Source organism: Ruegeria sp. YKSD163, from assembly GCF_059612905.1.
The window spans coordinates 50,192-63,224 of sequence record NZ_JBXWRM010000001.1 but is presented as its reverse complement, the minus strand read 5'-3'; the positions used below and the strand labels follow the sequence as shown (position 1 = coordinate 63,224).

The 13,033-nt window shown below is 61.2% G+C and carries 11 protein-coding genes and 1 tRNA gene; 4 read left to right on the top strand and 8 right to left on the bottom strand.

The window, feature by feature from the left end; all coding sequences use genetic code 11:
* Positions 1–52: 52 nt before the first annotated feature.
* From rpmA to AC2FNA_RS00275, 4 genes are all read right to left on the bottom strand, one after another.
* Entirely contained in the window at positions 53–322 is a 270-nt protein-coding gene (rpmA, locus tag AC2FNA_RS00290; protein ID WP_011047720.1) for a 50S ribosomal protein L27, read from the bottom strand.
* An 11-nt stretch (positions 323–333) separates the two neighbouring features.
* Entirely contained in the window at positions 334–915 is a 582-nt protein-coding gene (locus AC2FNA_RS00285) for a 50S ribosomal protein L21 (RefSeq protein ID WP_496823529.1), read from the bottom strand.
* Between the two features lie 290 nt (positions 916–1,205).
* Complete coding sequence (locus tag AC2FNA_RS00280; protein WP_496823527.1) at positions 1,206–2,009, bottom strand: DUF2059 domain-containing protein; 804 nt, start codon at positions 2,007–2,009, stop codon at positions 1,206–1,208.
* Positions 2,009–2,848 carry a DUF2059 domain-containing protein gene (locus AC2FNA_RS00275; protein WP_496823526.1) on the bottom strand — a complete coding sequence of 280 codons (840 nt, stop codon included), beginning with the start codon at positions 2,846–2,848 and terminating at the stop codon, positions 2,009–2,011. The genes AC2FNA_RS00280 and AC2FNA_RS00275 overlap by 1 nt, the downstream gene beginning before the upstream one ends.
* A gap of 122 nt (positions 2,849–2,970) precedes the next feature.
* Here AC2FNA_RS00275 and AC2FNA_RS00270 point away from each other — a divergent pair.
* Positions 2,971–3,060: transfer RNA gene (locus AC2FNA_RS00270), tRNA-Ser, on the top strand.
* 206 nt (positions 3,061–3,266) lie between these two features.
* Here AC2FNA_RS00270 and AC2FNA_RS00265 read toward each other — a convergent pair.
* The 3 genes from AC2FNA_RS00265 to AC2FNA_RS00255 form a co-directional block, all read right to left on the bottom strand.
* Positions 3,267–4,580, bottom strand: coding sequence for an HlyD family type I secretion periplasmic adaptor subunit (locus AC2FNA_RS00265; protein ID WP_496823524.1), 1,314 nt, complete (start codon positions 4,578–4,580; stop codon positions 3,267–3,269).
* Between the two features lie 3 nt (positions 4,581–4,583).
* Entirely contained in the window at positions 4,584–6,380 is a 1,797-nt protein-coding gene (locus AC2FNA_RS00260; protein ID WP_496823522.1) for a type I secretion system permease/ATPase, read from the bottom strand.
* A 127-nt stretch (positions 6,381–6,507) separates the two neighbouring features.
* Positions 6,508–7,155: a 2OG-Fe(II) oxygenase family protein gene (locus AC2FNA_RS00255; protein WP_496823520.1), complete on the bottom strand. Its 648-nt coding sequence runs from the start codon at positions 7,153–7,155 to the stop codon at positions 6,508–6,510.
* A gap of 246 nt (positions 7,156–7,401) precedes the next feature.
* Between AC2FNA_RS00255 and AC2FNA_RS00250 the strand changes: the two genes are divergently transcribed.
* From AC2FNA_RS00250 to AC2FNA_RS00240, 3 genes are all read left to right on the top strand, one after another.
* On the top strand, positions 7,402–8,250 hold the full coding sequence (locus tag AC2FNA_RS00250) for a hypothetical protein (protein WP_496823518.1): 849 nt from the start codon (positions 7,402–7,404) through the stop codon (positions 8,248–8,250).
* 95 nt (positions 8,251–8,345) lie between these two features.
* Positions 8,346–8,990, top strand: a complete 645-nt coding sequence (locus AC2FNA_RS00245) for a hypothetical protein (protein ID WP_496823517.1) — start codon at positions 8,346–8,348, stop codon at positions 8,988–8,990.
* A 305-nt stretch (positions 8,991–9,295) separates the two neighbouring features.
* A complete protein-coding gene (locus tag AC2FNA_RS00240; RefSeq protein WP_496823515.1) occupies positions 9,296–12,259 on the top strand; it encodes a hypothetical protein in 2,964 nt (987 codons plus the stop codon).
* A 402-nt stretch (positions 12,260–12,661) separates the two neighbouring features.
* On the opposite strand, the gene AC2FNA_RS00235 is transcribed toward AC2FNA_RS00240, so the two are convergent.
* Positions 12,662–13,015, bottom strand: a complete 354-nt coding sequence (locus tag AC2FNA_RS00235) for a RidA family protein (protein ID WP_496823513.1) — start codon at positions 13,013–13,015, stop codon at positions 12,662–12,664.
* Positions 13,016–13,033 lie beyond the last annotated feature (18 nt).

The window sequence follows — 13,033 nt, the reverse complement described above, 5'->3', positions numbered from 1 at the left end:
GCAATCCTTGCCGGTCCCCCATGAATTTTTTCTAAAACTTCTGGGTTTCGGCTTACTCTGCGGCCTCCGCCACCGGCAGGACCGAAATGAAGGTGCGCTTTTTCAGCCCCTTGTGGAACTTCACGGCGCCGTCGACGGTTGCAAAGATCGTGTGATCCTTGCCCATGCCAACGCCTTCGCCCGGCCAGAACTTGGTGCCGCGCTGACGCACGAGAATGTTGCCGGCGCCAACAGCTTCGCCGCCGTACTTCTTGACGCCAAGACGGCGACCGATGGAGTCGCGGCCGTTACGGGAGGAACCGCCAGCTTTTTTATGTGCCATTCTTTCTCTCCTTAGCCTTGAGCCAGCTCTTTGGCCTGCTCAACCCATTCGGGCTTTACCTTGACCGCGTCGATAGCAGCAATCTGCTCGTCCGACAAGGCGGCCAGCGCGGCAAAGCTGCCAATGCCCGCTTCGACCAGCTTCTTGGCGGCGGCGGGGCCGACACCGGTGATCTTGGTGAGATCGTCCGAGCCTGCGGCTGCGGGGGCTGCGGCTGCGGGTGCAGCGGCGCCTGCGGCGGCCTGGCCGGTTGCGGCCTTGACACCGGTCTTGTCGGCGCCCGAGGTCAGGATCTCGGTGATCTTGACCAGCGTCAGCTTCTGGCGGTGACCCTTGGTGCGCTGCGAGCTGTGCTTACGACGGCGCTTGACGAAATGGATCAGCTTTTCGCCTTTGATCTGGTCGATGACTTCGGCCTGAACCGCAGCACCATCAACCAGCGGCGCGCCCACAACCGGTGCGTCACCGCCCAGCATCAGCACGTCGTTGAATTGAACTTTTTCACCTGCATCGGCAGCCAGCTTTTCAACGCGGAGCACATCGCCCGCCTGAACCTTGTACTGCTTGCCGCCAGTCTTGAGGACCGCAAACATGCGTCTTTCCTTCTTGTCACCGCGTTCTTCGGTCCCCGGAGCCCCGAGCGTTTCGGCCCCCTAACGGAAAGCCACCTGCGAACAGCGCGCCCTGTTTCGGGCGGATTAACGGCCCTTCCGATTCCGGGCAGGCCAAACGATAACGAAACCCGGCGCGGAATCCGGGCCGGGATGCGGGCTTATCCATGTCGTGCGGGGCTTTGTCAACCGCAAATGCGGGCACAAGCGGGATGTCTTTTCCTTGCCGCGCGGTCGGCCGCGGGTTCCGCAAGATCACCGGTGCCCGGCACTCAGATATCCGACGCCTTGAGCGCAAATCCCACCGCGCGGCCCAGATCATAGGAGATCGCTCCATACAGCCGGTCGAACCCATCGAACAGCGCCGTGTTCAGCGCCTGCCCGGCAGAGCTGAGCGAAAAGTCGATATTGGCCTGCATCTGCGCATCGTCCAGCGGCGCATAGGCGAAATAGAGAAACCCCATCACCCAACGCCGGGTCTCGGCCTCGGTCTCGTCGCGGGCCTCCAACAGGCCGGCCAGTACCGCACCGTCATCGCGCGCGGTTCCCTGCCCGTCGCTGAGACCACGGTAGAACTGAAAATCGGCGCTGATCGCCCCTTTGACATTCTGGCCGATCAGGTCATTTGCCGCCACATACTCGGCCACCTGGCGCAGGCGGGTGTCATCCTTCCCTGCCCGCTCGGCCCGCTCCAGCGCCATTTCCTCGATACCGTCATCGGTAAAGGCGCGCCGGGCCGAGTTTTCCAGTGTCAGGATGGTCTGGCCGTTTTCGGTCCGGAAAAACGCGGTCGCCGCCGCGACCTGTTCTTCATCCAGGTGATCCGCCAGCGCGCTGCTCAATGCCGTGTACATCCGATCGGGCGCATAGATCCGCGCCACCTGAGCGGCGAAGAACGCGCCGCCTGTCCCGTCCAGCATCTCGGCATCCAGCGTTTCGCCGTAGCGCAGCCCCTCGTCGCGCAGGATCTCGACCACCTCGGTCAACCGCATGGCCTGCGCCAGATCATCGAACGCGGGGTCGGCCGCCACCGGCGCGGCCAGCCACAGGCACAGAACCGCCCAGACGCGCCGCATCACAACTCCTGCACCGGCTGAAGCTCCGCCATGCGAACCGCCAGCACCTCGAACCGGTCGGCCATGATCGAGTATTGCACCGCGTTCAGCAATTCATAGACCTCCTGCATCAGGGGCTGTTCCAGCGCCTCTGTATAGGCGTCCACCTCGTCATCGGAAAAGGCCTGATAGGTATAGGCCGCCGAGGCCAGCGCCGAAAGCTGGAGCGCATTGCGCATCTCGGTCTCGTTGCCGCGCAAAAGCTCGCGCAGATCCTCGACCTCCATTTGCAGATCGATCACCCCGGCGGCACTGGCCGCCAGCAGGAACCGCAGCTGAATCTCCTGCAAGGCGCGCAGCGCGGTGCCCGAGGAATCGATGGCGCGGTTCATCCGTTTCAGGCTCTCGACCCTGCCCGAGCCATGCCGGACCAGTTCGGACACGATAGCCTCGCCCGCCTCTTCCTTCAGATCGTCATCGGCCATATGTGCGTCGTTCTCGGCCACCACCAGCCGCTGACCCAGGTCCGAGGCATAGAATTCGACCGCATGATCAAGCGCCGCATCGCTCAGCGTCTGTTCCAGGATATCCAGCGCCTGTACACGCATTCCCTTGGTATCGAACACCTCGCGGGTCAATGTGGTCCACTGGCTGCCGAAACTCTCGGCCTCCAGCCCCAGCATCCCCGGCGCCGAGGCAGAGGCCTGGGCAATCGAATCCAGCGCCACGTCGAAACCGGTGGTGACGAGAAACGCCTCGATCCGCGCCCGGTCCGCCGCCCTGAGCGGCTGCGCAAGCGCGAGACCAAGAAGCAAAAAGCCGAAAAGGAGGGGCAAGGTGTCGCGAAACAGTCGTGTCATATGCCAAGCCTAAGCCATTTACCCGCACGGGCAATGGAAATTCGAGCCGGTGCAAAAACTTGTCACTTTCCGCTTGCACCCCCGCGCGAACCTCACTAAATCCCCCCCTCACAGACCCCCGCGGAGAGGTGCCGGAGTGGTCGAACGGGGCGGTCTCGAAAACCGTTGTGGGTGCAAGCCCACCCAGGGTTCGAATCCCTGTCTCTCCGCCACTATCCCCCTGGACAGCAATATTATTCCGAAGCTTTCGGGGCGTAGTGTGCTTGTCGTTATCCACAGAATCTCTGCGGAAGGTTACAATCCCCTGCCGCTGCATGGCGGCCACTTTCCAGTTCCTTATGTCTCGGCGCCAGTGCCGTGTGCATTGGGATGATCCGGGTCCGCTCGACGGCTATTGCCTGCGCAGCCCAGGCCCCAATCAGGTGTCGCGCAGGGCCCGGTCGAAGAAGTGTTTGATGGGGCGGACGACATAGTTGATCGCGGTCCGGCTTTCGGTCGCGATATACGCCTCGACCGGCATGCCCGGCAACAGGGCGCGTCCGTTGAGCTTGGTCTCCTCGCCCGCGTTCAGCGCGACCTTGACGTCGTAGTGATACTTCTTGGTCAGCGGATCCAGCGTGACATCCGGCGAGATACGGGACACCGCGCCGAGGATGATCGGAAGGTCGCGCGCGTTGAAGGCGCGGAACTTTATCGATGCCTCCTGCCCGATGAAAACCTGGTCGATATCGGCCGCGGCGATGCGCACGCCGATCTGGAACGGATCGTCATCCGGCACGATCATCATCAGCGGCTTGGCCGCGGTGATCACCGAGCGGCGCCCCTGTACCTGGGTTTCGTGTATCTTCCCATTGACCGGGGCACGGATTTCCAGCTTGGACAGGTCGTCCAGCAGGCTCAGGCGCATTTCCATGAAACGGGTTCTGAGCGGTCGCAGCTTGCGCAGTTCTTCTTCAGCCTTTTCCTGTGCGTTGGGGATCACGACAAGGCGCTTGAGATTCAGCTCCGAGATCTTGCCGCGCAGTTCCGCGATCTTGGCCTCGTTCTTGCCAATGTCGCCCCGGATGGTGACGTCGTCCTTTTTCAGCTTGTAGAGTTCCGACATCGTGATCAGCTTGCGTTCCGCAAGCTGCTCGGCATTGACGATCTCCAGCGACAGCAGGCGCATCTCGTCCTGCTTTGCCAAGAGTTGCGCCTCGACACCGGCGATTTCTGCGCGCACCTGGGTGATCTGTTCATCCAGCAGATGCATGCCCGAGGTGATCGCCTCGAAATGCGCGGCAAGCTGGCGTTGCTGCCGCTCGACCATCAGCCTGACTTCTGCCCGCGCCTGCGCCGCCTCCTCCAGCACCGGTGTCAGGACCATCTGCCGCTGGTTATCCATTATCGCCTGAAGTCGCGCGATATTGGCCAGCACCTCGAACAGTTCGCCCTCGACGACATTCAGGTCGGAATGGAACTGGCGGCTGTCCAGCCGGACAAGGATATCTCCGGCTCGCACCCGGTCGCCGTTGCGCACATAGATCTCGCTGACCACACCACCGATGGGGTGCTGCACCGCTGTCATCGAGGTGGAGACCTCGATCGTTCCCGACCCGATCACCGCGCCCGAGATATTGGCCCGTGTCGACCAGACCGCTAGACAGCCGAGCAGAAAGATCAGAGAGAAGACCGTTACCGCAAAGGGGCGCCCGGTGGTCCATGTTCTGCGCCGTGATTTCGGGTCGTCCATGACCTATCTTGTCCCCGTTTTTTCCGAATCTTTCGATCGTATGTCACGCAGAACCGAAACATTCGGTCGTTGTTCGGTTTCCTTGACGGGCGGCTCGGCCTTGCTCTTGGCCGTGACCTGTCTTTTCGACATCGCCCCCGAGGCCAGCATCTCGGTCAGCTTGCCGTCCTTCAACTGAAAGCGCCGATCGACATAGGGCAGTTCCAGCGGATCACGCGAGGTCAGGATGATGGTGGTTCCGTTGTTCTTCAAGGCGTTGAACGTGACTTTCAGTTTCTTGGGGATCCTGACCAGCATGTCGGAATCAAGCCCGTCGATCAGCAGGATCTTGGGGTCGCCGTAGAACGCGCGTGCCAAGCCCAGCTGATAGCGCTCGAAACTCGACAGGCAGTTGCCCCGCGCATCCAGCATCGTCTTGTACCCATCGGGCAGTGAACTGATCGCGGCATGCATACGCGCGCGTCTGGCCGCAAGGCTGACCGCATCCGGGGTCGCCTCGGTATCGAGGCCCGAGATGTTCTCTTCGATCGTGCCCGCCACAAAGCTCGGATTGTCGGGCGCATAGCCGAACAGCTTGCGGGCATCCGCGTCGGTCAGGCGCGAACTGTGCCGCCCGCCGACCAGAACAGCGCCTGACGATGTCGACCACATGCCCAGGATGGTCTCCATCAGCACGGTCTTGCCCTGGCTCGACAAACCGTTGATCTCGATGATCTCTCCGGCTTCGGCGACCAGCGACACCGAGCGCAGGATCAGCTTGCCCGTCAGGGGCGAGCGGACCGACACGTTGTCCAGCATCAGCTGATGCAGGGCGCCGGGCTGTTCGGCATACTCGTCCTCGAGTTCTTCGGCCCGCGTGGCCAGAATGGCGTTCAGACGCTGCCAGTGATCGCGGGCCTGGAACATCTGCGGGATCTGGGTAAAGAACCGGTCTACCGGCCCCAAGATGCGCGTCACCAGGAAGGTTGCCGCCACCATGGCCCCGACGGTCAGAACACCGTTCAGCGTCAGATAGGCGCCGGTCGCCAGAACCGAATAGCGCACCACCATGACAGTGACCTTGGACATGCTGTCGAACCAGCCGGTCCAGTCCTTGAGCGCGATGGCGTCGTCACGCGCGTCCTCGCGCGCCTTCTGCCATCTGGGCCGGAACCCCACCCCCATGTCCTGGCCACGCACCGTTTCCCGTGACGCGATCAGGACACTCCGCAGGGTGGCGACGGCGCCCGCGCTGTCGCGTGCGCGCTCGCGACGTCCGCCCATGAACACCGCCTTTATCAGCGCCAGCAGCCCGATCAGCGCCACACCGGCGACACAGGCCCAACCAAGCAGCGGATGCAGAAAGAACACCACCGTCAGAAACATAGGCGTCCAGATGAAATCGAAGACCGCGATCAGCGAACCGGAGTGAAAGAACCCCCGCAGGCCATCCACCTCGTCCAGTCCGACAGCCGGTTTCGACTTGTTGTGCTGGAAAACATGGTTGCGCCCCGAATTCCGCAGCAGGGTTTCTTCCATCTGTTCCTGAAACTGCGCTCCGAACCGGGCCAGCAACCGCTTGCGCGCATAGTCAAGCGTTCCCAACACCATCAACAACACGATCAACAGCGAAAACAGCGCGATCAGCGTCTCCATCGATCTGGAGGTCAGAACGCGGTCATAGACCAGGATCATGAAAAACGGGCCGCCCAACCGCAGAAGATTGACGGCGAAACTCAGCACAAAGGCAGAACTGAGGATAAGCCCCCCCTTGCGGACGGCCTTGCGGGCGGAGCCTCTGAGGGCCTTTGCCGCGTTCATTCGGTCCCCTCCTTTTCACGCGACCCGGCGAACATACCCGCCCTCGCGACGGTTCGTTCGCCAGATCGCCACCCCCTGCTCTCTGTCAGTGCAGAAAGACAGAGCCGTGTCTATCAGACAAAGGGGGTCAGGATTTCTTCACCTGGTTCAGGTTGAAGCTGATGATGACCCGATTGCCGGCATCTCCGGTTTCCTTTGTCTCGTTCGGATCCACCGCATGATAGAGCCAGGCCGGGAAAATGATCATGCGCCCCGCGACGGGGGTATAGCGGACCTTGGTCCAGTTTTCGCGCGCCCGCTTCTTGTTGGGCTGGAACTTGGCTTGGTTCATCAGATGCACGGTGCGCGGTTCGATGAATTCGATGCTACCACAGTTTTCCGGTGCCTGAATATAGTATACCCCGCTCCACAGGCAGCCGGGATGCACATGCGCCCGGTTCACGCAACCCGGAGGATTGATGATCGACCACATGGTTCCGATGCGGATCGTGTGGCTGTCGGCATAGCCGAGGTCCTTCGAGATCATATCGGTGGCGTTGCCGATCAACCCGACCAGATCGGCATATTCCTTCGACTTGTAGAGGTCGTTATGGCTGTGCCATCCACCAAGCGCGGGGATGTTCGAGCGGCTGATGCCCTTCTTGTCTCTTTCACGCTCTGCATAGATCGACGCGAGAAGTTTATTGTTCAGTTCTTCCGGCTCGGGCACGTCGATCTGGAAAATCATCGTTGGAAAGTAGGAACGACGGACAAAACCGAGGTCTTTTTGCGACATGGATAGTCTCTCTTGAGTGAATATTAATATCGAATGCCCGGATGCTTGCAAAATTCGCACCGCGTTGCAACGCTTAGGAAAAGGAGCATTCGGAAATAATCTTTCATCAGGCGCGGTTGCTGCGTTGCAGCGACGCCTGGCGGGCATTATCCGATGCCGGATCCAGCCGCCCGCGCCACACCGGCTTTGCGTGGCAAAATGTCAAGATCGCTTGTCATGATCCCACCGTTGCGTCACCCTTTCAGCATGACACACTCTTCCCTCCCCACCGCATCTGTCCGCCCGGCCCGACCCCGCTGGCGCGGAGCGCTGCGCCTCGCCACCGCCGGGCTGCTCTGCATCTGTGCCATGCCGGCGATTGCGCAGCAGCAGCCTGCGCCCTTTGACAACACAGCGGGTACGGTGTTCGACATCATCCGCGCCGACGATCCCACGACCTTTGTCTGTCTCGACGAACTGGGCCGCGCGGAACGCCAGATTTGGGACAAACGCGTTGACGGAGAACCCATTGTCCTGGCGTATCTTTTCCAGGCGCAATACGCGGATGGCGCGTCGATCGAGATCGCCATCAACCCCGAATTCGGATCGCCGGAAAACGCCAGGGAACAGGCCGAACTCTATGCCCCGGCGCTTGGACGCCTGCCCTCGGCGCTGCGGGCCGGGATCAAGCGGTTCAGCGTGCATGACGGGCGGCGCGGGTACCATGCGGGGACCGGTGGCATCGTCGTCTATGCGGACACGACCGCGAACCGGCTGAGCTATGACCATCTCGAAGAGTCTCTGTTTCACGAGGCGGTCCACGCCTCATGGGATCATGCCCACCGGCTGGCGCCAGCCTGGATCGCGGCCCAGCGATCGGACGGCATGTTCCTGACCGAATACGGACAGAAACGCCCCGAGCGTGAAGACCTTGCAGAAACAGCGCTTTTTGCCTTTGCCATCCTGCATCACCCGGACCGGTTTCCGCCGGTTGATACGAGAGTAACGCTTGAGGCGGTTCCAGCACGAATCGCGTATATCCGCGAATTGCTGCCACCCGGAGAACCACTGACCCGGCAGATCGGACCACCCCAGGGTTGCGCGGCGCGGCAGTGAGTTCCGAACCGCCACCCACCGTTGCAGGTTGGCTTCAGCTACACGGGTTGAGCGCGCAAACCTGCCAGGAACTTCTGGGCCTGAAAACACCGTTGTTGCCGCCGGCTGTCTCGGCGCCCGATGCCGCAATCCCTGACGGTCCCGCCCTGTGGTCGCTGGTCGCGGACTGTCTGGCGGCGGAATTGCCGACGCTAGACAGCGATATCAGCAAGACCGCCGGGCAGACTCTGGTCAACTTTGCCCCCGATCGGGAACGCCATCCAAGACCCTTTACCCTGCTCGTGCCAGTCCAGAGCCGGGTCTATGTTTCGTGCCCGCTGACCGGACAGGCGAATGACGTGCTGACGGTGGCGCATGAGTTCGGTCACGCGCTGCAACTGACCTGCTGTCCCGGAACCGCGCTGCCACCTCTGGTGCGCGAAACCTGTGCCTTTCTCGCAGAGGCTATCGTCACGGAGGCGCTGAGCCAGCACGACGAGGCCCTGTCCGGATCGGTGCATGAGGTCTACGCGCGCCGCGCGGCCACCGATCTCGGCCCGGTCGCCCGACGGCTGCGCGCGGCGCTCGATACGCTTGAGGCGCAATATGACTACAACTGGAACTATCCCCTCGCGCGCCAGATTGCGCTGCAGCTCATACCTGGGCAGGCCCCGCGCGATACCCGATTCCTGACAGAGCTCTTCCGCGGAGAAGCGTCTTTTTCGGTTCTTGTTTCGCTGCTTTGCGGCATGACACGATAGGCACGACGTCGGCGTGATAGGCCTTCGTCCTGCCCGGAGTTAACCGTTGACAGGAATCCGATTCGGCGCAAACATGACTTTGAAAAACGCAGTTACGGGGTCGTGGCGCCGCCTGGCATCACTTTGACCCATTATGAGCCCCGCGGGATTGTGCGGGTCGGATTTCCATTCTTTTAATGCGCTTTCGGCGCAGGTTTCCGAACTGCTTTCCCTGTCCCGTGTCTCTCTCAGCTTATGAATTTGCGGTCGTATGCCATGCGACCGTGCTCTTAAACTTTGACCCATTTTTGACTGGAGACTCCGTCATGACCGCCATTATCGCAACCGCATCGCTGAACACCGCAGACCTGACCATCGACCTGGCCGACCTGATCGACGAGGCCCTGGCCCTGACCGGCCTGGACGCCCCTGTCAGCTTCGCGCCCGACTACTACGATGGCGACGAGGGTAACGAAGGCGACGAAACCAACGAAGGCGACGAAGGCGACGAAGACGACGAGGGCAACGAGCACGACGAAGGCAACGAGCACAACGAAGGCAACGAAGGCAACGAAGGCAACGAAGGCGACGAACAGAACGAAGCCGACGGCGGCGACGAGGGCGACGAAGGCAACGAGGGCAACGAAGGCAACGAAGGCAACGAGGACGACGAAGGCAACGAGCACGACGAAGGCGACGAAGACAACGAAGCCGACGAGGGCGACGAAGACAACGAAGGCAACGAGAACGACGAAGGCAACGAGGCCGACGAAGGCGACGAGGGCAACGAAGGCGACGAAGGCAACGAGGACAACGAAGACAACGAAGGCGACGAAGGCAACGAAGGCGACGAAGGCAACGAAGGCGACGAAGACCTCGGCGACGAAGGCAACGAAGGCAACGAAGGCAACGAGGGCAACGAGGGCAACGAAGGCAACGAAGGTAACGAAGGCAACGAAGACGACGAGAACAACGAAGGCGACGAAGCCAACGAAGGCGATGAGGGCGACGAAGGCAACGAGGGCAACGAAGGCGACGAGGGCAACGAGGACGACGAAGGCAACGAGGACGACGAAGGCAACGAAGTCGACGGCGACGAAGGCGACGAAAACGACGAGCAGGACGAAAACGACGAGGGCGACGAGAACGACGAAGCCGACGAAGGCAACGAAGGCGACGAGGACGACGAAGGCAACGAGGATAACGAAGGCAACGAGGGCGACGAGTCCGGCGACGAAGGCGACGAAGACAACGAAGCCGACGAAGGCAACGAAGGCGACGAAGACGACGAAGGCAACGAGGACGACGAAGGCAACGAAGGCGACGAAGGCAACGAAGCCGGCAACGAAGGCGACGAAGACAACGAAGGCAATGAAGGCAACGAAGACAACGAAGGCGACGAAGGCGACGCCAACGATCCCTATGACAATGAGGGCGACGAGGGCAACGAGGACGACGAAGGCGACGAGGACGACGAGAGCAATGAGGGCGACGAAGGCCCCCAGACCGACGATGAGGACGACGAAGGCAACGAAGGCGATGAAGGCAACGAAGAAATAGAAGGCCAGGAAGACGACGAGGACGACGAAGGCGACGAGGGCGACGAGGATAACGAGTGGGACGAGGATAACGAGGACGACGAAGGCGACGAAGCCGACGAGAACGACGAGGACGACGAAGGCAACGAAGGCGACGAAGGCGACGAGGACGACGAAGACAACGAAGACGACGAGAACAACGAAGGCGACGAATACGACGAGAACGACGAAGACAACGAATTCGACGAAGGCGACGAAAACGACGAAGGCGACGAGGGCGACGAAGGCGACGAAGACAACGAATTCGACGAGGGCGACGAAGGCGACGAAGGCGACGAAAACGACGAAGGTAACGAGGGCGACGAGGGCCAGAACGACGGCGACGAAGACGACGAAGGCGACGAAGATGACGAAGGCGACGAAGGTGACGAAGGCGACGAAAACGACGAAGGCAACGAAGGCGACGAAACCAATCTGAACGACGAAAACGACGAGGGTGACGAAGGCAACGAAGGCGACGAGGACGACGAATACGACGAAGGCGACGAATTCGACGAGGGTAACGAAGGCGACGAAGACGACGAGGACGACGAGTTCGACGAAGGCGACGAGAACGACGAAGGCGACGAGTCCGACGAATTCGACGAGCACGACGAAAACGACGAGGGCGACGAAGGCGACGAATACGACGAAGGCGATGAAGGCGACGAGCCAGAAACCGGCACCGGCGATGACGGTGACGAGGGCAATGAAGGTGACGAAGCCAATATCGACAATCGTGGCGACGAAGGCGACGAGAACGACGAAGGTGACGAAGCCGACGAAGGCGACGAAGCCGACGAGCACGACGAAGGTGACGAAGCCGACGAAGGTAACGAAGGCGACGAAGGCAACGAAGACGACGAAGCCGACGAAGATGACGAAGGCGACGAAGACAACGAAGGTGACGAAGCCGACGAAGACGACGAAAACGACGAGCACGACGAATATGATGAAGGCGACGAAGGTGACGAGGACAACGAGAACGACGAGTATAACGAAGGCGACGAAGGCGACGAAAACGACGAGCTCGACGAAGGCGACGAAGGCAATGAGGGCGATGAAAACGACGAAAGCGACGAAGGTGATGAAGGCGGCATAGACAACGAGGGCGACGAAGACGACGAAGACGACGAGGGCGACGAAGACGACGAAGCCGACGAGAACGACGAAGGCGACGAAGACGACGAGAACGACGAATACGACGAAGGCGACGAAGACGACGAAGGCGACGAAAACGACGAGTACGACGAGAACGACGAATACGACGAAAACAACGAGGATAACGAAAACGACGAAAACGACGAAGGCGACGAAGAAAACGAAGGCGACGAAGACGACGAAGACGACGAGTACGACGAAGGCGACGAAGACGACGAAGGCGACGAAGCCGACGAGTATGACGAAGGCGACGAAGCCGACGAAGACGACGAAGGCGACGAAGGCGACGAAGACGACGAAGGCGACGAAGAGAACGAGGTCTTCAACAACAACGACGGCGATGAAGGCGACGAGGGTGACGAAGGCAACGAAGGAGACGAAGGAGACGAAGGCAACGAAGGCAACGAGGGCGACAGCCAGGCCGATGCCAACGAAGGAGATGAGGGAGACGAAGACGACGAAGGCAACGAAGGTGACGAAGGCGACGAAGACGACGAAGGCAATGAAAACGACGAAGGCGACGAAGGCGACGAAGGCGACGAGCCTATCTAAGCCGGCCATTGCCGAACCGTCCGCAGGGGTTTCCTGCGGACGGGACCACCCTCACTCCCGGGCGATGCATTGCATCGCCCGTTCCTTTTTCGAGAAAGACACAAGAAAGACCATGCGACCGGGTCCGCCAATACACGCGCAGCCGGGTCCGTTAGGACTGCTTGCCGGGTGATCACGTCATCCGGCACACCGGGCTCTGCCGCGCGTGTTGGCTGTGGGGGGACAGGGCGTCAGGGCCTCGAAACCCGCTCTGTTTCTGATCTGACCCGATAAGCTCTGACCCGATGCCAACTGGCACAGGTCCTGTGGCGTGCCGAAACCTCCGACATGTCAGAGGCGCGCGCAATTGCGGGGGATCGGTGTCCGATGGTCGCGCCGTTCACGCCCGCCGGGGCGCCTTGGTCAGATACCTTTCGCGGCGGTGACGATGAACTCCACCCGATAGTCGGGCGTCGCCAGTTTTGCCTCGCCACAGGCCCGCGCCGGGGCATGGCCCTTGGGCACCCAGGCATCCCAGACCGCGTTCATCTCGTCGAAATCCGCCATATCCGCCAGCCAGATCGTCACTTGCAGAAGCCGGGTCCGATCGCTGCCGACCTCACTCAAAAGCGCGTCGATCCGGTCCAGACAGTCCCGCGTCTGTTGCGCGACGCTGGCACCCGGCGTGCCGACCTGCCCCGCCAGATAGACGGTCTCGCCATGCAGGACGATCTGACTCATGCGGGTGCCGGAATGAAGACGGGTGATCTCGGTCATAACAGGGTCCTTGTTCTG